Here is a 25,403-nt window from a genome sequence, read left to right as displayed (position 1 = left end):
ACCCCTCCTCCCCAGGGCGCGAAGTCGGACTCTGCTCCCCATTCGGCCCGGCGCGCCGACCGGAGGTCGTCGGACCCGACGAGAATGAAGGGATGCACATGGACCCCGAGGCGCTCAGCATCGCCGGCGAGTTGTTCTCGCCGTCGGCGATGGCACGTGCCGACCGGCTCCTCGTGTACGGCTCCGTCGAGGTCGGCGAGGTCAGGACGCTCGACGGTGTCCTCGTGGTGACGGCGCAGTCGTTCGGAGCCGCGGGCTACGAGCACCTCGAGCTGCGGGTGCCCACCGACCTCTCGCGCCTCGCCGGGTGGTGCTCGTGCGGGCGCGGACCCGAATGCGAGCACGGGTGCGCGGCCGCGCTCGTGCTGTTCGACCGCGTGCTGTCGGCGGGGCGCCCGACGCGCCCGGAATGGCAGCGATCGCTCGACGAGCTCTTCGCGGTCGCGCCCGCGGCGGCCACCGACGAAGACCCCGTCGAGCTCTGCCTGTTCCTCGCCGTCCGTCGCGGGGGTGGGCATGGCCGCAGCACAGCCCTCACCCTCACGGCACGTCCCGGCATGCGCGGAACGCGCGGAACCTGGATCAAGGGGCGGGCCGGCTGGGCGGCGCTGTCGTCGCTCCCCGCCGATCCGCGGGCGCGCGCCGCCCTCGACAGTCTGGGCCGAGTCGGTCGATCCGGCCCCGGCGCCTTCCTGTCCGACGAGTGGATACCGTTGTCCGCCGTTCCCCCGCACTCGCTGTGGCTGCACCTCGAGAACGTGCTCGCGGCCGGGGTGCCGATCGTGTCGAGCGCGGGCGCCCACCACCCGGTTCACCTCCCCGACGACCCGGCAGTGCCCGCGATGGCCGTCGATCGCCGTGGCTCCGCGGTGCTCCTGCGGGGGATCATCGAGGGGATGGCCGACGAGGTCGCGGCGCGGCCGTCGTGGGTCGTGGGAGACCCCGCCGTGGCGGTGGCCTTCGTCGCGGATCGCGACGGAGACGACGAGCGGATCACCCTCGCTCGCCTGTCGACGCCGGTGACCGACCCGCTGCGTGGTCTGCTCGCGCGCACGGGAGCCCTCACCATCGACGATGGCGGGTCCGAGACCTTCTTGCGCGAGTATCTGCCCCGCCTCCAGCTCGAGGCGCCCGTGGTGTCGCCGCGCGGCACCGTCGAGCTCCCCCCGGCGCCGCGGCCGGTCCTCGAGGTGCTCGTGGCGCACGGCTCGGGCTCGGCGACGCTCGCCACCCGGTGGGACCGTTCGGCGACGCGCGGACGCCGCGACGACGAGCACGAGCGCGGGGTGATCGCCGCCGTCGACGCCATCGGCGCCGACCTGCGCATCTCCCTTCCCCGTCCCCCGGCGACGGGTACGACTCCCGCCCGGGCGCTGACGGCGGCCGATGCCGCGATCCTCGCCGTCGAGGCCGCACCGCGCCTCGAGGAGCTCGACCACGTGCGGGTGCTCGTCTCCGGCGACGCGCTGACCTATCGGATCGCGTCGGAGGCCCCGTCCGTGCAGCTGAGCACGGGAGCCGACGACGGGAGCGACTGGTTCGACCTCCACGCCCGCGTGACCGTGGGCGACGCCGAGGTCGACTTCACCGATCTCTACAGGGCCCTCGCTCTCGGCGATCGGGCGCTCTTCCTCGGCGACGGAACGTACGTGCGGCTCGACACCCCCGAGTTCGACCGACTGCGCGCGGTCATCGACGAAGCGCGCACCCTCGCCGATCGCCCCGAGGCGGGGATGAAGCTCAACCGCTACAACGTGGGACTGTGGGACGACCTGGCCGAGTTGGGCATGATCGCCGCGCACGAGGCCGAGTGGTGGCTGCGCGTCCGGGGCCTCACCGACGAGGCCGCCCTCGCCTCGATCGACCCGCCGGCCGGACTCCGCGCCACGCTGCGCGACTACCAGCGCGCGGGCCTCGACTGGCTGCACTTCCTGCGCGCGCAGGGGCTGGGCGGGATCCTGGCCGACGACATGGGCCTCGGCAAGACGGTGCAGACGATCGCGATGATGCAGGCGGCGCTCGAAGCCGATCCGCTCATGCCCCCCTTCCTCATCGTGGCTCCCACCAGCGTGGTGGGCAACTGGGCGCGGGAGTGCGCCACGTTCGCCCCCGGGCTGCAGACGGTCACGGTCACGGCCACGCGGGCGCGACGGAAGACGAGCATCGCCGAGGCCGCCGCCGGGGCGCACGTCGTGGTGACCAGCTACGCGCTGTTCCGTCTCGAGCAGGAGCAGTACGCCGAGGGGGAGTGGTCGGGCCTGGTGCTCGACGAGGCGCAGCAGATCAAGAACCCCGCCTCGCGCGGGTACCGTGCGGCACGGGCCCTGTCGGTGCCCTTCACGCTCGTGGTCACGGGCACGCCGATGGAGAACAACCTCCTCGAGCTCTGGGCCCTGGTGTCGCTCGTCGCTCCCGGTCTGCTGGGCACCCGCGAGTCGTTCACGACGCTGTACCGCACGCCGATCGAGAAGCACTCCGATGGCGCACGGCTCGACCTGCTGCGCCGGCGCATCCGCCCCTTCCTGCTCCGACGCACCAAAGAGCTGGTCGCCGCCGAACTCCCGCCGAAGCAGGAGACGATCCTCGAGGTCACCCTGCACCCCGCGCATCGCAAGCTCTACGACCGTCGCTTCCACCGGGAGCGTCAGCGGCTGCTGGGGCTGCTCGACGACGCCGACGGCAACCGCTTCGCGATCTTCCGCTCCCTGACGATGCTGCGCCAGCTCGCCCTCGACCCGGCCCTCGTCGACGAAGGAGAAGCGCCGTCGGCGAAGCTCGACGCGCTCGAAGAGCTCCTCGTCGAGGCCGCCGCCGAGGGGCACCGCGTCCTGGTCCTCAGCCAGTTCACGCGGTTCCTGCGCGCGGCGCGGCAGCGGTGCACCGACGCCGGGCTCGCGTCGGGCTACCTCGACGGCACGACGACCCACCGCCAGGCCGAGATCGACCGCTTCCGCGACGGCACCGATCCCGCGTTCTTCGTCTCGCTCAAGGCGGGAGGCGTGGGGCTCAACCTCGTCGAAGCCGACTACGTCGTGCTGCTCGACCCGTGGTGGAACCCCGCGGTCGAGGATCAGGCCATCGACCGCGCCCACCGCATCGGGCAGACGCGCCCGGTGATCGTGTACCGGCTCGTCTCGTCCGACACCGTCGAAGAGAAGGTGGTGGCGCTGCGCGAGGCCAAAGCCGACCTGTTCTCGCGCGTGCTCGACGGGGGCTCCGACGAGGGCGACGGCGTCTTCGCGGGTGGCCCGCGCCTCACCGCCGACGACATCCGCAGCCTGCTCGACTGACCGTCCCGCCGGCGGCGCCGAGCGCCGGGGTCTGGCCGATGTCGGAGGTCGGGTCTACCGTGTGGCTATGTCCGCATCGCCGCCCTCCGCCGCCGCCCCGGCCGGCGCTCCGACGACCGGGAACCGCACCTTCCTCGCGGTGCTCGTCAACACCGCCGCGGCGAACGTCACGACCAGCTTCCTGTGGTTCGCGCTCACGTTCTGGGTCTATCTCGAGACCCGCTCGGTGCTGGCCACCGGAATCGTCGGCGGGGCGTACATGCTGCTGCTCGCCGTCTTCGCGATGTTCTTCGGGTCGCTCGTCGACCGCCACCGCAAGCATCGGGTCATGGTGTTCTCCGGGCTCGTCACCCTGACGGCGTTCCTCGTCGCGGGCGCCCTGTGGCTGGCCTTCCCCGAGGCGGCGCTGCTCGATCTGGGCGGTCCCTGGTTCTGGCTCTTCGCCGGCGTCATCCTGGCCGGAGCGGTCGTCGAGAACATGCGCAACATCGCGCTGTCCACCACGGTCACGCTCCTCGTCCCCGTCGAGCGCCACGCGAACGCGAACGGTCTGGTCGGCACGGTGCAGGGTCTGGCCTTCGTGGTCACCAGTGTCTTCAGCGGCTTGTCGGTGGGCTTCCTCGGCATGGGCGGCACCCTGGCCATCGCCATCGCGCTGACACTCGTCGCGCTGGTGCACCTGTTGACCATCCGCATCCCCGAAGAGCGCCCGGCCGCGGGCGCCGAGCCCGGCCCCCTGGTCGACGTGCGCGGGGCCATCCGCGCGGTGCGGGCGGCTCCGGGACTCTTCGCGCTGCTCATCTTCTCCACCTTCAACAACCTCATCGGCGGCGTCTACATGGCCCTGATGGACCCCTACGGTCTCGAGCTGTTCGACGTGCAGGTCTGGGGCGTGGTGCTCGGCGTCACCGCGACGGGGTTCATCATCGGCGGCGGGCTCGTGGCGCGGTTCGGACTCGGCCGAAACCCCATCCGCACGATGCTGTGGCTCGTCATCGCGATGGGGGCGCTCGGTGCGATCTTCACCCTGCGCGACTGGTGGTGGCTCTACGTCGCCGGCATCTGGGTGTACATGGCGCTCATCCCCCCGGTCGAGGCCGCCGAGCAGACGATCATCCAGAAAGTCGTGCCGTTCGAGACGCAGGGGCGGGTGTTCGGTTTCGCCGCCGCCTTCGAGTCGGCGGCCGCGCCCGTCACCTCGTTCCTCATCGCCCCGATCGCCGAGTTCGCGATCATCCCCTACATGCGGGGCGGTGAGGGTCGAGCGACGTGGGGCTGGCTGGTCGGCGACGGAGCCTCGCGCGGCATTGCGCTCGTGTTCGTCTTCGCCGGACTGTTCATGGTGGTGGCCGCGTCGCTCGCGTTCCTCACGCGCTCGTACCGCACCCTCTCGCGGCAGTACCGCACGGCCGAGGTCAACGCCGACGTGGCGGACGGGCCCTCTCCCGTCGATGACCGCGAGGTGTCGGTGCACAACGCCGCCGCCCCGCCGATCGCAGACGCCGCAGCGACGACCGCGGCGTCTCCCGCGTGGACCGCCGACGCCGCAACGTCGACCGCGCACGCGACGCCGACCGCGCCTGCGACGCCGGACGACCCGCGCGGCTGACGCTGTCCGCGACGCCGGGAGACGCGCGCGGCTGACCCTGTCCGCGACGCCGGGAGACGCGCGCGGCTGACGCTGTCCGCGACGCCGCGGAACCCGCACCGCCGACGAGGTCAGGCGGGAGCGTCGATACCGATCGTCACGTCGTTCCAGGCGGTCGCGTCGTCATCCCACAGGGCGATGAACGACGCGGCGAGGGCGTCCTCGAGCCCCGACAGGCTGGTGACGCGGAAGATGACCGCCGCGGCCGTCGGCTCCCGCCCGGCGTCGCGGGCGGCCTTCGCGTAGCCCTGCGCGACCGCGCGCACCCAGGTCTCCGATGCCGCCTTGGCCGTCGCGTAGTTCGCCCCACCCGCGAGCGGACGTTCCACCGCGTTCGACGACACGATCGCCAAGCGCCCCGCGGGGGAGGCGCGCAGGTCGTCGTCGAACGCGCGGCTCACGTGTCGGAGCGCTATCACCGACTGCAGGAGGAAGGCGAAGTCGTCGTCGCTCTGCCCGGCCAGGCCCCCGCCGCCCCGCCAGCCACCGACCAGGTGCAGCAGGCCGTCGATGGGACCGTGCCCGGCGCGCACGCGATCGCGCAGCTCACCGACGGCGCGCTCGTCGGTCAGATCGCAGCGTTCGACGGCGATGCCGGGCAGGTCCGCCGCCATCGCCGCCAGACGTTCGTCGGAGCTTCCCACCACGACGACGCGCGCCCCGGTGTCGAGCAGTGCGCGCGCGCAGGCGTGTCCGGCGGCGCTCGTTCCGCCCGCGAGCAGCACCGTGCGCCCCCGCACTCCCTCGTCGTCGTTCCGTGCGTCGGTCATCGTCATCCCCTCGCCCCCGGCCGGCCCCGTCGCCCGCGTCGTCGTTCCCGCGAGAGCCAGGGTACGGCCGTACCCCGCTCCCGCGTCAGTCCGTCCCGCGGATCCCCTCGGTCGATGCGATCACGGGCCGCATCTTCTTCTCGAGCGCTTCGAAGAACATCGACAGCGGGAACTCGTCATCGAGGACGGCGTCGGTGTACCCCTTCGGGAGCCCGGCGAGTACGTCGTCCGAGAGTCCCCGCGCCCACACCGAGGCGGGGTGCGGGGTGACGACCGCGCGCACGAGGTCGTACGCGGCGAGCCAGTGCGCGACCTTGGGACGGTCGATCGAGCGCCAGTACAGTTCGTCGATCGCGTCGGCCAGCGCGATGACCGCGGCGGGCACCTCGTCCCAGTCGAACGCGAGCGAGGTGTCGGTCCAGTGCAGCACGCGGTGCTGGTGCAGCCAGGCGAAGAGCAGCTGTCCACCGAGGCCGTCGTAGTTGCGCACGCGCGAGCCGGTGATGGCGAAGCGGAAGATGCGGTCGAAGATCACGGCGTACTGCACGAGGCCGGCGTGCTCGCGCATGGCGATCTCGGCGGCATCCAGGTCGTCGCGGGCCGACAGTCGGGCCTGAAGCGACACGCACTCGCGGAACGCCGTGAGGTCGCAGCGCAGCTCTTCGAGCGAGTAGAGGAAGAACGGCATCCGCTGCTTGATCATGAACGGGTCGAACGGCAGGTCGCCGCGCATGTGCGTGCGGTCGTGGATGAGGTCCCACATGACGAACGTCTGCTCGGCGAGGTCCTGGTCATCGAGCAGACGCGCGGCCTCGGCGGGCAGCTCGAGCTTGGTGATGTCGGCGGCGGCGCGGGTGACGCGACGGTAGCGTGCGGCCTCGCGGTCCTGGAAGATCGCCCCCCACGTGAAGGTGGGGACCTCGCGCATGGCGACGGTCTCGGGGAAGAGCACCGCGGAGTTCGTGTCGTACCCGGGTGTGAAGTCGATCAGCCGCAGCGAGACGAACAGGCGGTTGGTGTACTCGGTCTCGAGACGCGCGATGAACTCGGGCCAGATGGCCTCGACGAGCACGGCTTCGACGTGGCGGTTGCTCGAGCCGTTCTGGGTGTACATCGGGAAGACGACGAGATGACGGATGCCGTCGACCCGGTGCTCCTGCGGCTGGAAGGCGACGAGCGAGTCGAGGAAGTCGGGTGTGCCGAGGCCCTCGTCCTGCCAGCGCCGGAAGTCGGCGACCGAGGCCGTGAGGTAGGCGTCGTCGTGGGGGAACAGCGGGGTGAGGGCGCCGATGGCGTCGACGATCTCGTCGACGAGGGGACCGGCGGCGGCGGTGTCGTCGATCGAGCCGTCCCTCGCCTGCAGCGTGTGCAGCGCGGTGGCGGCTCGTTTGAGCTGAGCCCACGCGGGGGTGTGTTCGACGTCGTCGACGGCTCGGCCGTCGAGCAGATCGTGCGCGGCACGGGAAGGCGTGGCGATGGTCATGGCATCCTCCGATCAGGCTGTAAATATTCCTGCTGAAGTGGCATACTAACGGAAAACTTACGGACACCGCCAGGGCGACCCTCGCACGCCCTGATACTGTCGAGCGCATGACCGAGGCCCCTGCCCGCGCCGCGCGCCTGGAGGACTCCGTCGACGCCGCGATCGTCCGCGAGATCTCGCTCGACGCGCGCGCCACGCTCTCGCACCTCTCGGAGCGCGTCGGGCTGTCGGTGTCGGCCGTGCAGTCCCGACTGCGCCGACTGGAGTCGCGCGGCATCGTGCGCGGATACCGCCCCGTGCTCGACGCCGAGGCGCTCGGCCGGCCCCTCGCCGCCTTCGTCGAGATCACGCCGCTCGATCCGGCCCAGCCCGACAACGCCCCCGAACTCCTGTCGCATCTGACCGCCATCGAGGCGTGCCATTCCATCGCGGGCGAGGCGGCGTACATGCTCTTCGTGCGCGTGCCCACGCCGCGCGATCTCGAGACGCTCATCCGCGACATCCGGGCGGCAGCCCAGGTCAACACCCGCACCACGGTGGTGCTGCAGACCTTCTTCGAGGCGCGCCCGATCGAGCCCGCCGCCTTCCCCGCGTGAGCGCGGCCGAGATACATCGCGAGACGGATGCCCAGCCCACCCGCGGGGCGTAGCGTGGCCGCGATGTTCACTCCGCGCCCGCTGCAGCGATACCAACTGGTCACCGACCTCGGCATCGCCCTCGTCTTCGGCCTGCTCGCCATCGCCACAGAACTCGCGGGCGGGTCGGGCGCCACCGCCGGCGTCGACCTGGCCCTCGAGACGCTCGGCGGGATGCTGGTGGCCGTGGCCCTGACCGTGGCCGTGGCGCTGCGCCGCCTGCAACCGGCCCTGGCGCTGATCTTCGCCTGGGCGGGGGCGCTGCTGCAGATGGGTTTCGGGCGGCAACCGTCGCCCAGCGACGTCGCCATCTTCGCGGTGCTCTACGCCACCGCGGCCTACGGGACGCGCCGCGTGTTCTGGGGCGGCTTCGCCTCGGCGATCGCCGGGGCGATCATCGTGCCGCTGTACCTCGTCGGTCGCGGGGTGACGGCGCCACTCACCGCGAACGAGTGGTTCGCGGTCGCCGCGTTGCTGCTGGCATCCGGGTTCGCGCTCATGCTGGCGTGGGTGTCGGGGGCGCTGGTGCGCACGGCCATGCGTGCGACCGCCAACAGCAGGGCGCAGCGGGCGGCCGAGGCCGAGACGATCGCCGAGCAGCAGCGGGTGCGCATCGCCCGCGACATGCACGACGTCGTCGCCCACTCGCTCGCCGTCGTCATCGCGCAGGCCGACGGTGCGCGCTACGCTGCCGCGACCGACCCGCAAGCCACGACGGCTGCGCTCTCGACGATCTCGTCGACAGCGCGCGCCGCCCTCGGAGACGTGCGCCTGCTGCTCACGCAGCTGCGCCACAGCCAGGCCGAGGGGCCGCAGCCCACCCTCGCCGACATCGAGACGCTGTACACCCGCATGCGCGCGGCGGGCCTCGTGGTCACCGCCGAGGTCGATCCCTCCCCGCCCGGCGAGCCGCCCGCCGCCATCCAGCTCGCGGTCTACCGCATCATGCAGGAAGCCCTCACGAACGCCCTGCGGCACGGCGTCGACCCACGTGTCCGCGTGCACCTGGCGTGGTGGCCCGACCGGGTGGAGCTGTCGATCCGCAATGCCCGTGCCACGGCATCCGTCGCCCCGGCCGCGCCCGGCGGTCACGGTCTCATCGGCATGCGCGAGCGCGCGCAGTTGGTCGGCGGCCGACTCACGGCCGAACCCGAGTACGGCGAGTTCGTCGTGCGGGCGATCCTGCCGATCGGGCGCCCGGTGTGAGCCCCGCCCCCGCCCCCGCCGGACTCGATCGGCGCAGGGGATGCCGCACCCTCGCTCGACCAGAAGAGGAACCGCCCGCATGACCGCTCCCATCCGCATCGTCCTCGTCGACGACCAGGTCCTGTTCCGCGCGGGCATCCGCATGGTGATCGACTCGCAGCCCGATCTCGAGGTGGTGGGCGAGGCCTCCGACGGGCGCGAGGGTATCGACGTGGTGCGGGCGACCCGGCCCGACCTCGTGCTCATGGACGTGCGCATGCCGGTCATGGACGGCCTGACCGCCACGGCGGAGATCCTGAGCGAACCCGCGCCCCCGCGCGTCGTCGTGCTGACCACCTTCGACCTCGACGAGGCCGCCGCGCGGGCCATCCAACGCGGAGCGAGCGGGTTCCTGCTGAAGGACTCGGAGCCCGAGGCCCTGCTCTCGGCGGTGCGCACCGTGCACGCCGGCTCCGCCGTGATCGCCGCCGAGGCGACGCGGACGCTGTTCGCGCACATCGCCGAAGGCGGCGCCGAGCCGGTGCCCGCGAGCTACGCGAGCCTCACCGACCGCGAGCGCGAGATCTTCGCGCTCGCCGCGGCGGGCCTGAGCAACGCCGAGATCGCAGAGCGCGAGTTCCTGTCGGAGGCGACGGTGAAGACGCACATCAGCCGCGTGCTCACCAAGCTCGCCCTGCGTGACCGCGTGCAGCTGGTGGTCTTCGCGTTCCGCCACGGCCTGGCCTGAACCGCGGCCCGCGTCTCCTCACCGCCTCCCGGCATCCCACATCGGCGCGAGCCGGTCAGGGCGTGGAGGGGGATTCCCCGGGGTCGTGGGCCCAGGTCGGGGCGAGCGCCCGGATGCGTGCCGCGCGCCACTGCCACGTCGCCCACAGTCCCGGCCAGAGCGCCGGGGCGGCGGCGCCGCCGATGGTCAGTCGCTCGCGCCAGAGGGTGCGGCCCGCCTCGCCCGGGGCCGCCGAGACCGCCATCTGGTGGTCCCAGACATCGAGGCTCGCCAGCGGGCCGGTCAACGGGACCCCCCAGTCCCGGAACACCCGCACGCGGCCGTTGCCGTCGTTGGTCTCACGATCGGCGACCGAGATCAGCTGCCGGCCGACGGGGAAGATGCCCGCGACGCTCATCTGCACCGGAACGTCGTCCCCCGACTCGAACGAGGTGGGCATCGTGCCGAGCGCGTCGACCTCGAGCAGGGGGCCGTACAGCTCCGCGACGGCGCGCGGGGAGTGCAGCGCCCGCCACGCGGCATCCGGGTCGCAGTCGATGACGAACTTCAGCAGAATGCGCATGTCACCGATCGTGCCCGACGTGGCCGTCTTCGCCGGTACCGCTTGACGAACACGCGGTGACGCTCCACCGTTCTAGGCTCGGAGGATGCCGAAACACCCCGCCCTCTCGCAGTCCGACTACCAGGTGCGGCTGGAGTGGGGTGGCGCGGGTCTCTCCCGCCTGGCCGACGCCCACGTCGTGGTCCTCGTGCAGACCCTCGGCCTGTCGGCGCGCGCCCTGGCGGCGGCCGAAGCCGGGGCGCCCCTCGACGCGGTCGACGATGCGGCCGCGGCTCTCGTCCGCGCCTCCGCTGCGACCGGGGCGCACGTCGTGGTGGGAGGCCTGCGCAACGCTGCCGCCGTCGCCGCGCACGTGCTCGAGGTGCAGCGCACGCGCGGCGAGCGCACGAGCATCTCGATCGTCGCGGCGGGGTACCCCGACGGCACGGATGCCGAGGGACTCCGCTTCGCCGTCGACGACCTGCTGGGCGCCGGGGCCGTCGTCGCCGCTCTGGGCGACCTCGGTATCGACCACGCCTCGCCCGACGCCGCCGTCGCCGGCGAGGGCTTCCGCGCTCTCGGCGGGGCCGTGCGCCACCTGCTCACGGCCAGCGGCACGGGGCGTCGGCTCGCCGCAGACGGGCGCCGCGATGAGGTGTTGGCCGCGGCCGCGCGCGACGCCGCATCGGTCGTGCCGGTGCTGCGCGACGGAGCGTTCGTCGCCCCCTGACGCGCGCTCAGCGCGGCGTGGAGGCGGCCAGGCGCACCGCGGGCGAGATCTCGCGCCGCACCCACGACAGGGCGAAGCGCGGGTCGAAAGTGGGCGCGCACTTCGCGCACGAGGTGGGACGCGTGGCCTTGCGGTGCCGGTAGGCGACGTGGCCGGCGGGACAGGTGCCGACCCACGGCGCGAGCTCGGTGGCCGTCTCTCCCGCGTGCGTCGTTCCGCCGACGTACCCCAGCTCGCGCGCGGTGCGTTTCCACGCCGCGCCGTGGCCGGCCCGGGCTCCGGCGAGCGCGTGCGCCACCTCGTGCAGCAGCGTCTGGTGGTTCGTGTCGTCGTCGTAACGCGCGGTGAGGTAGCGCGAGACGCTGATGCGCTTGCGGCCGTAGTCGCACAGACCCGCGCGGCGCTTGGCGTTGTCGAACGCGAACGTCCACGACGCGTCGAGGTGCAGGGCGATCAACGCCTCGGCCCAGACGCGTACGCGGTGCAGATCGGACATGACGGGAAGCCTAGGCGGGGCCTACGACACTCAGCTCGCGACGACCTCGCGCGTGCGTCGACGCTCGGCGGCGTCGATCGCCAGCAGGGTCGACTCGAGCTGCGCATCGGTGGCGCCGGCGTTCTGGCGCAGGAAGAGCGCCTGCTTGAAGTCGCGACGCGCGGCGTCGTAGTCGCCCTCGTCGTAGTGCACCTTGCCGCGGTGCTGCAGGGCGAAGGCGGCGATGCTGGCCCACCCCTGGCCCTCGGCCTCGTCGGCGCACATGGTGAGTTCCTGCTCGGCGGCGGCGAACGCCCCGCGGCACTGCAGGATCGTGGCGTGCAGGATGCGGGCGCGCAGCAGGTCGCGGCGGGTGCCGGCCATGCGGGCGACGCGCACCGACTGATCCGAGATGACGAGGGCCTCGTCGAAGCGGTCGAGCACCTTCAGCAGCCACACGCGTTCGAGGAGGGCATGGAGGCTGCGCTGCGAACCGATCTCCTCGAGTCGTTCCGCGCACTCGCGAGAGTCGGTGACCTCGCGCAACGTGTCGGGGTCGTACCCGTGGATGTAGCTCACCGTCGCTCCTCTCGGTCGGGCAGGAGTTCCAGTTTGCGTGGCAGGCGCGCTCAGAACGCCCGCGCCACGCGGTCGGGGCGCGAACACGCCGCCGTCACCGTTCGAAGATCGACGCCGAGGGCTTGGGCGACGGCGTCGCGTCGGCATCGGTCGACGCCCGCACCCCGCGCATGAACTCCTCGATCTCGGCCCCCTGGGCCACTTTCGCGGGGTGGGGACCGGCCGCCATGAGACGCGGGAGCCATTCGACGGGCAGGGGAGCGGCGGAGGCGGCGACGACGAGATTGCCGAAGCGGCGGCCCTTCAGCACCTGCACCTCGGCGAGCACGATCACCTCGGGCAGCACCGCGCGGATCGTGGCGACCTGTCGTCGGGCGAAGGCGAGGCCGGGGCCGTCCGACACGTTGACGAGCAGGACGCCGTCGGGGGCGAGCAGACGCGCGGCGTCGCGGTAGAACTCCACCGTGGTCAGGTGCGCCGGGGTCTGCGCGCCCGAGTACACGTCGCTCACGAGCAGATCGACGGCGCCGGTGAGGCCGGCGGGGAGCTTGGCGAGTCCGGCGCGCGCGTCGCCGATGCGTACGCGGATCGCGGCGCCGCGGGGAAGGGGGAGGTTCTCGCGCACGAGATCCCAGAGCGCCGGCTCCAGTTCGATCACCTGTTGGCGGGAGCCGGGGCGGGTGCTCTCGACGTAGCGGGGAAGGGTGAGGGCCCCCGCGCCCAGGTGCACCGCGGTCAGCGGCTGTCCCGGCATCCGCAGGCGGTCGATGACCGCTCCCATGCGCGCGACGTATTCGAAGTGCAGGTGGGTGGGATCGTCGAGGTCGACGTGCGACTGGGGGGTCGCGTCGACGACCAGCTCCCATCCCGAGACGAAGCCCGACGGCGACACCCGCGCGGTCGATCCGTCCGACAGTCGCGCCGTGGGGGCGTCGTCGGGTTCGATGCGCATGCGTGCCATCCCTCCACGCTAGCCGGGCCCGTCGCGTGAGATGCCGAACCCCGACGCGCGCATTGGCCGCGAAGCGACGACTCTCGGCTCCTCGCGCTGCCCGAGGCGGGCAGGGTGCGCACCGCGGCGGCGGGGGGATGGGCGGAATGCGCCATCGGTAGCCCGGGAGGGCATCAGGATGCCGGATTCTCGAAACACGATCGATACACGCGGGCAATGGGCACGACGCCGCCCGCCCTGTACGGTCGGGGGAACACAGCAAGCGGAGCGCGGCACGATGACGTGACAGCGCCGTCGTTCTCCTCCCTTTCCCCCCGGAAGGTGTACCGAAAATGCTCAGTTCTCTTCGACGACGTCTGCTCGTCGGCGGCGCCACCGTCGCCATCGGCGCGCTCGCCCTGTCGGGCTGCACGAGTCAGCGCGACGATGACGGCGGCGGCGACGCCGGCGGTGACGTCGACTCCACATTCGTGTTCGGCGCCTCGGGCGATCCGTCCAGCCTCGACCCCGCCTTCGCCAGTGACGGAGAGTCGTTCCGCATCTCGCGGCAGATCTTCGAGGGCCTCGTCGGCGTGGAGTCGGGCACCGCCGACCCCGCCCCCATGCTCGCCGAGAGCTGGGAGCAGTCGGACGACGGCCTGTCGTACACCTTCACGCTCAAAGAGGGCGTGACCTTCCACGACGGCACCGAGTTCAACGCCGACGCCGTCTGCTTCAACTTCGATCGCCAGAACAACTTCACCGGCATCGCGCAGTCCGAGAGCCTGTCCTACTACTGGGGCAAGATCATGCGCGGATACGCCGACACCGGCACCTCGATCTACGGCGGCTGCGAGGTGGGAAGCCCCACCGAGGTCACCATCGCGCTGACCGAACCGTTCGCCGGTTTCATCCCCGCGCTGTCGCTGCCCGCGTTCGCGATGCAGAGCCCCACCGCGCTGCAGGAGTACCAGGCCGACGAGGTGGGCGGAACCTCCGAGGCGCCGACCCTCAGCGAGTACGCCCAGGGCCACCCCACCGGCACGGGTCCGTTCCAGTTCGACTCGTGGGAGCCCGGCGCCGAGGCGACCGTCAACGCCTACGAGGGCTACTGGGGTGACCAGGGCCAGGTGCAGAAGGTCATCTTCCGCGTGATCGGCGACACCACGGCTCGTCGCCAGGCGCTCGAGTCCGGCTCGATCGACGGTTACGACCTCGTGGCCCCCGCCGACCTCGGCGCGCTCGAGTCCGCGGGCTACATGCTCACCAACCGCGACCCGTTCAACATCCTGTACCTCGGCATGAACCAGGCCGACCCGGCGCTCGGCGACATCCGCGTGCGCCAGGCGATCGCCCACGCCATCGACAAGCAGCAGCTGGTCACCCAGGTGCTGCCCGAGGGCACCACGGTGGCCTCGCAGTTCATGCCCGACAGTGTCATCGGCTTCAACTCCGGCGTGACCACGTACGACTTCGACCAGGCCGCCGCCAAGGCCCTGCTCGCCGAAGCCGGCTTCACCGACGCCAACCCGCTGACGCTGACGTTCAACTACCCGGTCAACATCTCGCGCCCGTACATGCCGAACCCCGAGCAGATCTTCACGAACCTCCAGTCGCAGCTGCAGGCCGTGGGCATCGTGCTCAACCCGGTGTCGAACGAGTGGGGCGAGTACCTCGACCTGATCCAGGGCGGCAGCGAGCACGGCATCCATCTGCTCGGCTGGACCGGCGACTACAACGACCCCGACAACTTCGTGGGCACGTTCTTCGGCGGCACGTCCAACGAGTGGGGCTTCGACAACGCGGAGCTGTTCTCGGCTCTCACCTCGGCCCGCGGCCTCGCGACCGAGGCCGAGCAGGACCCGGCCTACCAGGCCGTCAACGAGCAGATCGCGACGTTCCTCCCCGGTATCCCGCTGGCCAACCCCGTGCCGACGCTCGCGTTCGCACCCCGGGTGAAGTCGTACCCCGCCAGCCCCGTGCAGGACGAGGTCTACAACGAGATCGAACTCACCGAGTGATCCGGATGCCGCGGGCTCCGCGTCGTGACGACGCCGGGGCCCGCGGTTCCGCGTCCCCCCGTTCCCGACACCCTGTGAGAACCCGTGCTCCGCACCATCGGCAGGCGCCTGCTCCTGCTCATCCCCACTCTGTTCGGTCTGTCCGTCCTGCTCTTCGCCTGGGTGCGCGCGCTCCCGGGCGGCCCCGCCGTCGCCCTGTTGGGTGAGCGGGCCACCCCCGCCGCCGTCGCTCGCATCAACGAGCTCTACGGCTTCAACGAACCCCTCTACGTGCAGTACTTCACGTGGCTCGGGCGTCTGATGACCGGAGACTTCGGCTCCTCGATCCAGACGGGCCGGCCCGTGCTCGAGGAGTTCGTGCGTCGCTTCCCCGCCACCCTCGAGCTGTCGATCGGCGCGCTCATCGTGGCGGTGGGCATCGGCATCCCGCTCGGCTATTGGGCCGCGCGCCGTCACGGCAAGATCTGGGATCACACCGCCGTCGTGCTGAGCCTCATCGGGATCACCATCCCGGTGTTCTTCCTGGCGTTCATCCTCAAGTACGTCTTCGCCGTGCAGCTCGGCTGGCTGCCCTCCGACGGTCGCCAGAACCCGCGCATCGACGCGACGCACTACACGAACCTCTACGTCTTCGACGGGCTCATCACCGGGGAGTTCGACGCGTCGTGGGATGCCGTGCTGCACCTGATCCTGCCGGCGGTCGCGCTCGGCACGATCCCGCTCGCGATCATCGTGCGCATCACGCGCGCCTCGGTGCTCGAGGTGCAGAACGCCGACTACGTCCGCACCGGCCGCGCCAAGGGCATCGGCCGCTCGACGCTGCGCAACCGCTTCATCCTGCGCAACGCCATGCTTCCGGTCATCACCACGGTGGGCCTGCAGGCGGGCCTGCTCATCTCGGGGGCGGTGCTCACCGAGACGGTGTTCGCCTTCCCGGGCATCGGGCAGTTCCTCGCGCGGGCCATCTTCACGCGCGACTTCCCCGTGCTGCAGGGCTTCATCATCTTCATCGCGATCGCGTACGCGCTCATCAACCTGCTGGTCGACCTGTCGTACAGCGTCATCGACCCGAGAGTGAGAGTCCAGTGAGCTCCGGCATCCTCCCTCCCGCCCCCAGCGGCGGTCCCGTCGACGACAACGCGATCGTCGACGGCCAGCTCCTCGCCGCCCAGGCGCGCGGGGGCGGCTTCTGGCAGGACGTGTTCCAGCGACTCCGGCACAGTCCCGTCGCCTGGATCGGCGCGATCATCGTGCTGGCGTTCCTGCTCGTGGCGGCCCTCGCGCCGCTGCTCGCGCCGTACCCGGCCGAGTCCCTGCCCGGACAGCGTTTCATCACGCCGACCGACATCCCGGGGCCGGGCGAGATGGCCGAGTTCCCCCTCGGTCTCGACCGCTTCGGCGGCGACGTGCTGTCGAAGCTCATCTGGGGCGCCCAGGCGTCGCTGCAGATCGGTGTCATCTCGACGGCGATGGGCCTGATCGGCGGCATGGCGCTGGGGCTGCTGGCGGGCATGTTCGGCGGGTGGGTCGACGCGGTGGTCATGCGCTTCGTCGACATCCTGCTCTCGGTGCCGAACCTGCTCCTCGCCGTCTCGATCGCCGCCATCCTCGGCCAGAGCCAGCTCGCGATCATGATCGCGATCGGTGCGTCGCAGGTGCCGGTGTTCGCGCGGCTCCTGCGCGCCTCGATGCTGCAGCAGCGCGGCGCCGACTACGTGCTGTCGGCGCAGACCCTGGGCCTCAGTCGACGGACAATCACGATGACCCACGTGCTGCCCAACAGCGTCGGGCCGGTCATCGTGCAGGGCACGCTCACGCTCGCGACCGCCGTCATCGACGCGGCCGCACTGTCGTTCCTGGGCCTCGGTGGCGGGCTGCCGCAGACCGCCGAGTGGGGCCGCATGCTCACGTACGCGCAGGCCGAGCTGGCGATCGCCCCGTGGCTGGCGTTCCTGCCGGGCATCTGCATCGCCGTGACCGCGCTGGGCTTCACGCTGCTGGGCGAGTCGCTCCGCGAGGCGATGGACCCCCGCACCCGCGCGCGGTAGCGGGCGCCCGGCCCCGACTCGCTCGCGCGGGTCGGGGCCGCGGCGTCGTCGGCGCGGCATCCATGTCCCACTTCGTGCAGTCTCGCCGACCGTTTCTCGCACGAAGTGGGACATGCTTCGGCGCGCGAGCCGCTGCGCCGCCGGCGGTGGGTGCCATGTCCCACTTCGTGCAGGTCTGCCGACCGTTTCTCGCACCAAGTGGGACATGCCTCAGCGCACGTGCCGCGGGGCCGTGGGCCAGCGGGTGCCGGGGGACATCGCCCGCTGCACCGCGAGCTGTTTCAGCCCGCCAAGCCCAGCTCGTTGCCCGGGATCGACGCCAGCAAGCGGCGCGTGTACGGGTCGCGGGGGTTGGTGAAGACCTCTTCGCTGGATGCCGCCTCGACCAGGCGTCCGTCCTTCATCACGCAGACGTAATCGCTGATCAGGCGCACCACCGCGAGGTCGTGCGAGATGAAGAGGTAGCTCAGGCCGTACTCGCGCTGCAGGTCGCCCAGCAGGTCGAGGATCTGCGCCTGTACGAGCACGTCGAGCGCCGACACCGGCTCGTCGCACACGATCAGCTCGGGCGAGAGGGCGAGGGCCCGGGCGATCGCGACGCGCTGCCGTTGCCCGCCCGACAGTTCCGAGGGGTAGCGGCGCAGCATGGATGCCGGCAGGGCCACGTCGTCCATCAGCTGGCGCACCCGCTTCGCGCGTTCCGCCTTCGAGCCGCGCTTGTAGAACGACAGGGGCTCCTCGACGATGCGCTCGACGGTGAACATGGGGTTCAGGCTCGAGTACGGGTCCTGGAAGATCGGCTGCACCTTCTGGCGGAACTGCCGCAGGGCGTCGCCCTTCAGAGCCGCGACGTCCTGCCCGTCGAACGTGATCGATCCGCTCGTGGGCTCGACGACCTTCAGCAGCATGCGCGCGGTCGTCGTCTTGCCCGACCCCGACTCGCCCACGATGGCGACGGTCTGGCCGCGGGGGATCGCGAGCGACACGTCGTCGACGGCGCGGAAGTCGTCGCCCCGCCCCCTCGTCGGGTACACCTTGGTGAGGTTCGAGATCTCGACGATGTGGTCGCGTACCGGCTCGGCGGCGCGCGAGCCGCGGAAGTCCTCGGGGCGCAGTCGCACGGCCGCGACCGAGGGCGCCGCCGCCACCAGTGACTTCGTGTACTCGTGCTGGGGGTTCTCAAGGATCTGGCGTGCGGGCCCCTGCTCGACGACGCGCCCGCGGTGCATGACCACGACTCTCGATGCGCGTTCCGCGGCGAGACCCAGGTCGTGGGTGATGAGGAGCACGGCCGCGCCCAGCTCGTCGGTCTGCTTGTCGATCTGGTCGAGGATCGTCTGCTGCACGGTGACGTCGAGCGCGCTCGTCGGCTCGTCGGCGATCAGCAGGCGCGGCCGGCAGGCGAGGCCGATCGCGATGAGCGCGCGCTGGCGCATGCCGCCCGAGAACTCGTGCGGGTACTGCGTCGCCCGCTTCTCGGCATCCGGCAGTCCCGCGGCCTCGAGCGCCTCGACGACCTTGCCTTTGACGTTCGCGCGTTCGGCCAGGCCGTGGGCGAGCAGCGTCTCGGCGACCTGCGTGCCGATCTTCGCGACGGGGTTGAGGTTCGACATCGGATCCTGGGGCACCAGGCCGATCTGCCGGCCGCGTACCTGACGCATGCGGGCCTCGCCGAAGGTGGTGAGGTCCTCGCCGTCGAGCAGGATCTGGCCGCGGGCCACGCGGCCCCCGGAGGCGAGCAGACCGATGATCGCCATGGCGGTCGTCGACTTGCCGGAGCCGGATTCGCCGACGATGGCGATGGTCTCACCCGCGTGGATGTCGAGATCCACCCCATCGACGGCCCGCACGGGGCCGTCCATGGTGGCGAAGTCGACCGCGAGATCACGGACCGAGAGAAGGGGCAGGGGGGATGCCGGAGCGGGGGGACCGGCGACATCGGAGGTCATCCCACCATCCTCGCCCGCGCCGCCCGTTCTGCCCACCCCCTCCGCCCGATCGTCACACCCCCGTAACGCGCTCGGATCCGCACGACTCAGGCGGATGCGCCCGCTCACCGTCGGTGTGCGTCCGCCGCACGGACGGCGCAGGAGCTGTGCGCGCCGCGCGCCGGCAACGTCGGCGACGGGCCGCGCCGCCCCGCGCCGCCGACCCTCGCGCGCGCGCATCGCGGCGTTACGGTGGCTCCATGCGCGTGGACCTCAACGCCGACCTCGGCGAGACCGTCGACGGGATGCCGACCGCCGACGACGACGCCATGTTCGCCGTCGTCTCCAGCGCCAACGTCGCCTGCGGGGGGCACGCCGGAGACGCCGCCTCCATGCGCGCCTCGGTCGAACGGGCGGCACGGTTCGGTGTCGCGGTCGGCGCGCATCCCTCGTACGACGACCGCGCGAACTTCGGCCGTGTCCGGCGCGACCCCGCCCCGGACGACCTCCGGGCGAGCATCGCCGCCCAGCTCGACGCGCTCGCCGCGGCCGGTGCCGACCTGCGCTACGTCAAACCGCACGGGGCGCTGTACCACGCGGTGATCGACGACGCCTCGCAGGCCGGAGCCGTCGTCGCCGCGGTCGCCGACCTCTCTGCCCGGCTCGGCCGCGCCCTGCCGATGCTGGGTCTTGCGGGGGCGATCGCCGAGGCCGCGGCAGCGGCGGGACTGCCCTTCGTGCGCGAGGCGTTCCTCGACCGCGGGTACACCGCCCACGGGCAGCTCGTGCCCCGCGGGGAACCGGGGGCGCTCGTCGACGACCCCGCGCTCGTCGCCGAGCGGGCGTTGCGTCTGGTGCGCGAGGGCGAGGTCGTGGCCGTCGACGGCACGCGCATCGCGGTCGATGCGGCCTCGCTGTGCCTGCACGGCGACACCCCCTCGGCGGTCGCGATGGCCCAGGCGGTGCGCGGGACCCTCGACGCCGCGGGCATCGAGGTGCGCGCGCCGTGGTGACGCTCCGGCCGATGGGGGAGCGGGCCGTGCTCGCCGAGGTCGCCGACCTGGCCGCGGTCCTGGCGCTCCACGCCGCCCTCGCCGCCGACCCGCCCGCCGGCGTCGACGAGCTCGTCCCCGCCGCGCGGACCGTCCTCGTGGGCTTCGATCCCGCTCGCACGTCGGTCGACGCCGTCCGCTCCTGGATCCGCTCCGCCGCCGGCACGACCCCGGATGCCGTCGCACCCGGCCCCCTCGTCGAGGTGCCGGTGCGCTACGACGGCGACGACCTCGACGACACCGCCGCGCTCCTCGGCATCCCCGTCGCCGCTCTGGTGGCCCACCACACCGGGGTGGAGTGGACGGTGGCGTTCACGGGCTTCGCCCCCGGGTTCGCCTACCTCGTCAGCGCCGATTGGCCGTTCGACGTGCCGCGCCTGGCGCAGCCGCGCACCCGCGTGCCCGCGGGGGCGGTGGGTCTGGCCGCGGAGTTCAGCGGAGCGTATCCGCGCGAGACCCCCGGCGGGTGGCGCCTGATCGCCTCGACCGACGCCGTGCTGTTCGATCCGGATGCCGCCGACCCGGTGCTCCTCCCACCCCGGTCGCGCGTGCGATTCGTGGCGCAGCGCGCCCGCGTCGTCATCGCCGCACCCCCCGCGCCGGGATCGAGGTCGAGCGGAGGGCGAGGGACGAGCGGAGGAGGGGATGCCGACTCCGCGCCCTCCCCTCACCCCTCGCCCTCCCTTCGCCCCACGCCGGAGGCGGACTCCCCGCCCGCCCTCCGCGTGCTCGCCCCCGGCGGTTTCACCACCGTGCAGGACCTGGGTCGACCCGGCCGCGCCGCCCTCGGCGTCGCGCGTTCGGGTGCGTTGGATCGCGCCGCGCTCCGCATCGCCAACCGCCTCGTCGGCAACGACGAGGGTGCCGCGGGCCTCGAGATCGCTCTCGGCGGCTTCGGCGCCCGGGCCGAGAGCGACACGTGGGTATGCGTCACGGGCGCGTTCGCCGAGGTGCGCGTCGACGGGAGGACCGCGGATGCCTACGCGCCGGTGCTCGTGCCCGCCGGAGCCGAGCTGCACATCGGGGCCGTCCGCGCCGGGCTGCGCTGCTACCTCGCCGTGCGGGGCGGCATCGTTGCGCCGGTGGCGCTGGGCTCGCGCGCGACCGACGTGCTGGCCGGGCTCGGCCCCGCGCCTCTCCGCGCGGGTGAGGTCGTTCGCGCGGGGGACCCGGCATCCCCGATCCCGGTCGTCGACGCGTTCCCGTGGTCGGTGCCGCCGGCCGTGATCGACGTGCGCATCACCGCCGGTCCCCGCGCCGACTGGTTCGCTCCCTCGGCGTGGTCGACGCTGGCCGATGCGGAGTGGACCGTGTCGACCCACTCCGATCGCGTGGGCATGCGTCTCGACGGACCCCCGCTGGAGCGCACGCGTCACGACGAGCTGCCCAGTGAGGGGATGCGCCCCGGCGCGATCCAGGTGCCGCCGCACGGACGACCGGTGGTGCTGCTCGCCGACGGTCCGGTGACCGGGGGATACCCCGTGATCGCCGCGGTGACGGATGCCGCGCTCGACGCGCTGGCGCAGGCGCGGCCGGGTGATGCCGTGCGATTCCGGCGTGCCTGACCGCCGATCCGGCGGCCCCGCCGAACAGGCGTGCGCGTTTATACCGCAGGCGCGCGAGGTCGTCAAGAATCGGACTGGACACGGCGCGTCCTCCCGCGTATGCTTGGACTTTGCGCTCCTCGATTCCCCCTGCCCTCATATGGTGGTCGGCTGAGCCTGCCCGTCCCCGCTTCATCGCGGTGTGCGACGGTGGGTTTTCGGGGCAGGAACGCACTCCACCTGACGACAAGGAATCACGAGCCCCTCGCCCGGGCTTCTGGAGGTTATTCCCTTGGCTGCTGCGAACACCGCATCCACCACCACCACCCCCAAGAGCGGACGCGGCGCATCCCGCCTCTCGTTCGCCAAGATCTCCGACAAGCTGACCGTTCCCGATCTGCTCGCCCTGCAGACCGAGTCGTTCGACTGGCTCGTCGGTAACGAGGCCTGGAAGGCGCGCGTCGCCGAGGCTCAGGCCGTCGGCCGGACCGACGTCCCCGAGATCAGCGGTCTGGAAGAGATCTTCGAGGAGATCTCCCCGATCGAGGACCTGAGCGAGACCATGCAGCTCTCGTTCACGAACCCCTATCTCGAGCCCGAGAAGTACTCGATCGAAGAGTGCAAGGAGCGCGGCAAGACGTACGCCGCCCCGCTCTACGTCGAGGCCGAGTTCATGAACCACCAGACCGGTGAGATCAAGACCCAGACGGTCTTCATGGGCGATTTCCCGCTCCAGACCGACAAGGGCACGTTCATCATCAACGGCACCGAGCGTGTCGTGGTCTCGCAGCTCGTGCGTTCGCCCGGTGTCTACTTCGACAAGACCCCCGACAAGACGTCCGACAAGGACATCGTGTCGGCCCGCGTCATCCCCTCTCGAGGCGCCTGGCTCGAGTTCGAGATCGACAAGCGCGACCAGGTCGGCGTGCGCATCGACCGCAAGCGCAAGCAGTCGGTCACCGTCTTCCTCAAGGCCCTCGGCCTGACCAGCGAAGACATCCTCGCCGAGTTCGCCGGCTTCGACTCGATCGAAGAGACGCTCTCGAAGGACACCATCCTCACGAAGGAAGATGCCCTCCGCGACATCTACCGCAAGCTGCGTCCGGGCGAGCAGGTCGCCGCCGAGGCCGCCCGCGCGCTGCTCGACAACTTCTACTTCAACTCGAAGCGCTACGACCTCGCCAAGGTGGGTCGCTACAAGATCAACCAGAAGCTCGGTCTCGACAAGCCGCTGAGCGACTCGGTGCTGACCGTCGACGACATCGTCGCCACGATCAAGTACATGGTGCGTCTGCACCGCGGCGACGCGTCGTTCGACGGCGTGCGCGGTGGCCAGTCCGCCGACATCCGCCTCGACACCGACGACATCGACAACTTCGGCAACCGCCGCATCCGCGCTGTCGGCGAGCTCATCCAGAACCAGGTCCGCACCGGTCTGTCCCGCATGGAGCGCGTCGTCCGCGAGCGCATGACCACGCAGGACATCGAGGCGATCACGCCGCAGACGCTGATCAACGTGCGCCCCGTCGTCGCCGCGATCAAGGAGTTCTTCGGAACCTCGCAGCTGTCGCAGTTCATGGACCAGAACAACCCGCTCGCGGGTCTGACCCACAAGCGTCGCCTGTCGGCGCTGGGCCCGGGTGGTCTGTCGCGTGAGCGTGCCGGCGTCGAGGTCCGTGACGTCCACCCCTCGCACTACGGCCGTATGTGCCCCATCGAGACGCCTGAAGGCCCGAACATCGGTCTGATCGGCTCGCTCGCCTCGTTCGCGCGCATCAACGCGTTCGGCTTCATCGAGACCCCGTACCGTCGCGTCGTCGACGGTCGCGTGACCGACCAGATCGACTACCTGACCGCCAGCGAAGAGAGCGACCACATCGTCGCTCAGGCCGGTGTCGCGCTGCAGGCCGACGGTCACTTCGTGGAGGACCGCATCCTGGCCCGCCGCGGTCAGGGTGGCGAGGTCGACCTGTTCCCGAACGACGAGATCGGCTACATGGACGTCTCGCCGCGCCAGATGGTGTCGGTGGCGACCTCGCTCATCCCGTTCCTCGAGCACGACGATGCCAACCGCGCCCTCATGGGTGCGAACATGCAGCGTCAGGCCGTGCCGCTCGTGCGCAGTGAGTCGCCCATCGTCGGAACCGGTATGGAGGGCTTCGCCGCCATCGACGCCGGTGACGTCGTCACCGCCGACAAGGCCGGTGTGGTGCTCGAGGTCTCGGCCGACGTCGTGACCGTCCAGCTCGACGAGGGTGGCACGCAGGACTACTTCCTCCGCAAGTTCGACCGCTCCAACCAGGGCACGTCGTACAACCAGCGCGTGGTCGTCTCGGCCGGCGAGCGCATCGAGGCCGGCGAGGTCATCGCCGACGGTCCCGCGACCGAGAACGGCGAGCTCGCCCTCGGCAAGAACCTCCTCGTGGCGTTCATGACCTGGGAAGGCCACAACTTCGAGGACGCGATCATCCTCAGCCAGGACCTCGTGAAGGACGACACGCTGTCGTCGATCCACATCGAGGAGTACGAGGTCGACGCGCGCGACACCAAGCTGGGTAAAGAGGAGATCACCCGTGACCTCCCCAACGTCAGCCCCGACCTGCTGAAGGACCTCGACGACCGCGGCATCATCCGCATCGGTGCCGAGGTTCGCCCCGGCGACATCCTGGTCGGCAAGGTCACGCCCAAGGGCGAGACCGAGCTCTCGGCCGAAGAGCGTCTGCTCCGCGCGATCTTCAACGAGAAGAGCCGCGAAGTCCGTGACACCTCGCTGAAGGTGCCCCACGGCGAGCAGGGCACGATCATCGCCGTCAAGGAGTTCAACGCCGAAGACGGTGACGACGAGCTCGGCTCGGGCGTCAACCGCCGCGTCGTGGTCTACATCGCCCAGAAGCGCAAGATCACCGAGGGCGACAAGCTCGCCGGCCGCCACGGCAACAAGGGTGTCATCGCCAAGATCCTCCCGATCGAGGACATGCCCTTCCTGTCCGACGGCACGCCGGTCGACATCATCCTGAACCCGCTCGGTATCCCGGGCCGAATGAACTTCGGCCAGGTGCTCGAGCTGCACCTCGGATGGATCGCCCAGCAGGGCTGGAAGGTCGAGGGCACGCCCGAGTGGGCGACGAACCTGCCCGAGGCCGCTCGCGAAGCAGCCCCCGGCACGAAGGTCGCCACCCCGGTGTTCGACGGTGCGTTCGAGGCCGAGATCGCGGGTCTGCTCGACTCGACGATCACGAACCGCGACGGTGACCGTCTGGTCGACTCCACCGGAAAGACGCTGCTGTTCGACGGCCGCTCCGGAGAGCCGTTCCCGGCGCCCATCTCGGTCGGCTACATGTACATCCTGAAGCTGCACCACCTCGTCGACGACAAGATCCACGCACGTTCGACGGGCCCGTACTCGATGATCACCCAGCAGCCGCTCGGTGGTAAGGCGCAGTTCGGTGGTCAGCGCTTCGGTGAGATGGAAGTGTGGGCGCTCGAGGCCTACGGTGCCGCGTACGCGCTGCAGGAGCTCCTGACGATCAAGTCCGACGACATCCTCGGCCGCGTGAAGGTGTACGAGGCGATCGTCAAGGGCGAGAACATCCAGGAGCCCGGCATCCCCGAGTCGTTCAAGGTGCTCATGAAAGAGATGCAGTCGCTCTGCCTGAACGTCGAGGTCCTCTCGGCCGACGGCACGGTTGTGAACCTCCGTGACACCGACGACGACGCCTTCCGCGCTGCGGAAGAGCTCGGCATCAACATCTCCAGCCGCTTCGAGTCCTCGTCGATCGACGAGATCTGAGCTCC

Annotated in this window: 19 protein-coding genes; 12 read left to right on the top strand and 7 right to left on the bottom strand. The window is 71.2% G+C overall.

Going from position 1 to position 25,403, the window contains the following annotated elements:
- Positions 1-92: 92 nt before the first annotated feature.
- Both BJP65_RS06710 and BJP65_RS06705 read left to right on the top strand, forming a co-directional pair.
- A complete protein-coding gene (locus tag BJP65_RS06710; protein ID WP_219811357.1) occupies positions 93-3,290 on the top strand; it encodes a DEAD/DEAH box helicase in 3,198 nt (1,065 codons plus the stop codon).
- Positions 3,291-3,357: 67 nt separating this feature from the next.
- Positions 3,358-4,899, top strand: a complete 1,542-nt coding sequence (locus BJP65_RS06705; RefSeq protein WP_083285751.1) for an MFS transporter — start codon at positions 3,358-3,360, stop codon at positions 4,897-4,899.
- Between the two features lie 110 nt (positions 4,900-5,009).
- Here BJP65_RS06705 and BJP65_RS06700 read toward each other — a convergent pair whose 3' ends face one another.
- Both BJP65_RS06700 and BJP65_RS06695 read right to left on the bottom strand, forming a co-directional pair.
- On the bottom strand, positions 5,010-5,708 hold the full coding sequence (locus BJP65_RS06700; RefSeq protein ID WP_070409880.1) for an SDR family oxidoreductase: 699 nt from the start codon (positions 5,706-5,708) through the stop codon (positions 5,010-5,012).
- Positions 5,709-5,793: 85 nt separating this feature from the next.
- On the bottom strand, positions 5,794-7,191 hold the full coding sequence (locus BJP65_RS06695) for a DUF6421 family protein (RefSeq protein ID WP_156784843.1): 1,398 nt from the start codon (positions 7,189-7,191) through the stop codon (positions 5,794-5,796).
- Positions 7,192-7,298: 107 nt separating this feature from the next.
- On the opposite strand from BJP65_RS06695, the gene BJP65_RS06690 reads away from it, so the two are divergent.
- The 3 genes from BJP65_RS06690 to BJP65_RS06680 all read left to right on the top strand — a co-directional run bounded on the left by BJP65_RS06690 (position 7,299) and on the right by BJP65_RS06680 (position 9,759).
- Positions 7,299-7,787, top strand: coding sequence for an Lrp/AsnC family transcriptional regulator (locus BJP65_RS06690; protein ID WP_181016003.1), 489 nt, complete (start codon positions 7,299-7,301; stop codon positions 7,785-7,787).
- Between the two features lie 63 nt (positions 7,788-7,850).
- Entirely contained in the window at positions 7,851-9,032 is a 1,182-nt protein-coding gene (locus BJP65_RS06685) for a sensor histidine kinase (protein ID WP_070409878.1), read from the top strand.
- Between the two features lie 79 nt (positions 9,033-9,111).
- Positions 9,112-9,759, top strand: a complete 648-nt coding sequence (locus BJP65_RS06680) for a response regulator transcription factor (protein WP_070408623.1) — start codon at positions 9,112-9,114, stop codon at positions 9,757-9,759.
- Positions 9,760-9,814: 55 nt separating this feature from the next.
- Here BJP65_RS06680 and BJP65_RS06675 read toward each other — a convergent pair whose 3' ends face one another.
- Positions 9,815-10,321, bottom strand: a complete 507-nt coding sequence (locus tag BJP65_RS06675; protein WP_070408622.1) for a hypothetical protein — start codon at positions 10,319-10,321, stop codon at positions 9,815-9,817.
- Positions 10,322-10,406: 85 nt separating this feature from the next.
- Here BJP65_RS06675 and BJP65_RS06670 point away from each other — a divergent pair, with 85 nt between their 5' ends.
- Positions 10,407-11,030, top strand: a complete 624-nt coding sequence (locus BJP65_RS06670; RefSeq protein WP_055833529.1) for a 2-phosphosulfolactate phosphatase — start codon at positions 10,407-10,409, stop codon at positions 11,028-11,030.
- Positions 11,031-11,037: 7 nt separating this feature from the next.
- Here the strand turns inward: BJP65_RS06670 and BJP65_RS06665 are convergent, their stop codons facing one another.
- The 3 genes from BJP65_RS06665 to BJP65_RS06655 all read right to left on the bottom strand — a co-directional run bounded on the left by BJP65_RS06665 (position 11,038) and on the right by BJP65_RS06655 (position 13,045).
- Positions 11,038-11,526, bottom strand: a complete 489-nt coding sequence (locus tag BJP65_RS06665; RefSeq protein WP_055833532.1) for a SprT-like domain-containing protein — start codon at positions 11,524-11,526, stop codon at positions 11,038-11,040.
- A 30-nt stretch (positions 11,527-11,556) separates the two neighbouring features.
- A complete protein-coding gene (locus tag BJP65_RS06660) occupies positions 11,557-12,084 on the bottom strand; it encodes a tetratricopeptide repeat protein (RefSeq protein ID WP_055833535.1) in 528 nt (175 codons plus the stop codon).
- A 94-nt stretch (positions 12,085-12,178) separates the two neighbouring features.
- Entirely contained in the window at positions 12,179-13,045 is an 867-nt protein-coding gene (locus BJP65_RS06655) for a spermidine synthase (protein WP_070408621.1), read from the bottom strand.
- A 323-nt stretch (positions 13,046-13,368) separates the two neighbouring features.
- Here BJP65_RS06655 and BJP65_RS06650 point away from each other — a divergent pair, with 323 nt between their 5' ends.
- The 3 genes from BJP65_RS06650 to BJP65_RS06640 all read left to right on the top strand — a co-directional run bounded on the left by BJP65_RS06650 (position 13,369) and on the right by BJP65_RS06640 (position 17,084).
- The gene (locus BJP65_RS06650) at positions 13,369-15,036 is read left to right on the top strand and encodes an ABC transporter substrate-binding protein (protein ID WP_070408620.1); all 1,668 of its coding nucleotides are present in this window, start codon (positions 13,369-13,371) and stop codon (positions 15,034-15,036) included.
- An 84-nt stretch (positions 15,037-15,120) separates the two neighbouring features.
- Complete coding sequence (locus BJP65_RS06645) at positions 15,121-16,125, top strand: ABC transporter permease (protein ID WP_055833544.1); 1,005 nt, start codon at positions 15,121-15,123, stop codon at positions 16,123-16,125.
- A 53-nt stretch (positions 16,126-16,178) separates the two neighbouring features.
- On the top strand, positions 16,179-17,084 hold the full coding sequence (locus BJP65_RS06640) for an ABC transporter permease (protein ID WP_235560547.1): 906 nt from the start codon (positions 16,179-16,181) through the stop codon (positions 17,082-17,084).
- Between the two features lie 281 nt (positions 17,085-17,365).
- On the opposite strand, the gene BJP65_RS06635 is transcribed toward BJP65_RS06640, so the two are convergent.
- Positions 17,366-19,033, bottom strand: coding sequence for an ABC transporter ATP-binding protein (locus BJP65_RS06635; protein ID WP_055833549.1), 1,668 nt, complete (start codon positions 19,031-19,033; stop codon positions 17,366-17,368).
- 239 nt (positions 19,034-19,272) lie between these two features.
- Between BJP65_RS06635 and pxpA the strand changes: the two genes are divergently transcribed.
- The 3 genes from pxpA (at position 19,273) to BJP65_RS06620 (ending at position 25,398) form a co-directional block, all read left to right on the top strand.
- A complete protein-coding gene (gene pxpA / locus BJP65_RS06630; RefSeq protein ID WP_070408619.1) occupies positions 19,273-20,025 on the top strand; it encodes a 5-oxoprolinase subunit PxpA in 753 nt (250 codons plus the stop codon).
- A gap of 11 nt (positions 20,026-20,036) precedes the next feature.
- Positions 20,037-21,629 (top strand): urea amidolyase family protein, encoded by a 1,593-nt coding sequence (locus BJP65_RS06625; protein WP_181016002.1) that lies wholly within the window; start codon positions 20,037-20,039, stop codon positions 21,627-21,629.
- Between the two features lie 271 nt (positions 21,630-21,900).
- Complete coding sequence (locus tag BJP65_RS06620) at positions 21,901-25,398, top strand: DNA-directed RNA polymerase subunit beta (protein ID WP_055833556.1); 3,498 nt, start codon at positions 21,901-21,903, stop codon at positions 25,396-25,398.
- Positions 25,399-25,403 lie beyond the last annotated feature (5 nt).

This window comes from Microbacterium sp. BH-3-3-3 (assembly GCF_001792815.1).
In the GTDB taxonomy this organism is placed as follows: domain Bacteria; phylum Actinomycetota; class Actinomycetes; order Actinomycetales; family Microbacteriaceae; genus Microbacterium.
The sequence above is the reverse complement of the archived record's forward strand: the minus strand, read 5'-3'. Positions and strand labels throughout refer to the sequence as shown.

Coding starts and splice junctions, on each gene's coding strand:
- BJP65_RS06710 (WP_219811357.1), top strand. CDS start 93: ATGCACATGGACCCCGAGGCGCTCAGCATCGCCGGCGAGTTGTTCTCG.
- BJP65_RS06705 (WP_083285751.1), top strand. CDS start 3,358: ATGTCCGCATCGCCGCCCTCCGCCGCCGCCCCGGCCGGCGCTCCGACG.
- BJP65_RS06700 (WP_070409880.1), bottom strand. CDS start 5,708: ATGACCGACGCACGGAACGACGACGAGGGAGTGCGGGGGCGCACGGTG.
- BJP65_RS06695 (WP_156784843.1), bottom strand. CDS start 7,191: ATGACCATCGCCACGCCTTCCCGTGCCGCGCACGATCTGCTCGACGGC.
- BJP65_RS06690 (WP_181016003.1), top strand. CDS start 7,299: ATGACCGAGGCCCCTGCCCGCGCCGCGCGCCTGGAGGACTCCGTCGAC.
- BJP65_RS06685 (WP_070409878.1), top strand. CDS start 7,851: ATGTTCACTCCGCGCCCGCTGCAGCGATACCAACTGGTCACCGACCTC.
- BJP65_RS06680 (WP_070408623.1), top strand. CDS start 9,112: ATGACCGCTCCCATCCGCATCGTCCTCGTCGACGACCAGGTCCTGTTC.
- BJP65_RS06675 (WP_070408622.1), bottom strand. CDS start 10,321: ATGCGCATTCTGCTGAAGTTCGTCATCGACTGCGACCCGGATGCCGCG.
- BJP65_RS06670 (WP_055833529.1), top strand. CDS start 10,407: ATGCCGAAACACCCCGCCCTCTCGCAGTCCGACTACCAGGTGCGGCTG.
- BJP65_RS06665 (WP_055833532.1), bottom strand. CDS start 11,526: ATGTCCGATCTGCACCGCGTACGCGTCTGGGCCGAGGCGTTGATCGCC.
- BJP65_RS06655 (WP_070408621.1), bottom strand. CDS start 13,045: ATGGCACGCATGCGCATCGAACCCGACGACGCCCCCACGGCGCGACTG.
- BJP65_RS06650 (WP_070408620.1), top strand. CDS start 13,369: ATGCTCAGTTCTCTTCGACGACGTCTGCTCGTCGGCGGCGCCACCGTC.
- BJP65_RS06635 (WP_055833549.1), bottom strand. CDS start 19,033: ATGACCTCCGATGTCGCCGGTCCCCCCGCTCCGGCATCCCCCCTGCCC.
- pxpA (WP_070408619.1), top strand. CDS start 19,273: ATGCGCGTGGACCTCAACGCCGACCTCGGCGAGACCGTCGACGGGATG.
- BJP65_RS06625 (WP_181016002.1), top strand. CDS start 20,037: ATGGGGGAGCGGGCCGTGCTCGCCGAGGTCGCCGACCTGGCCGCGGTC.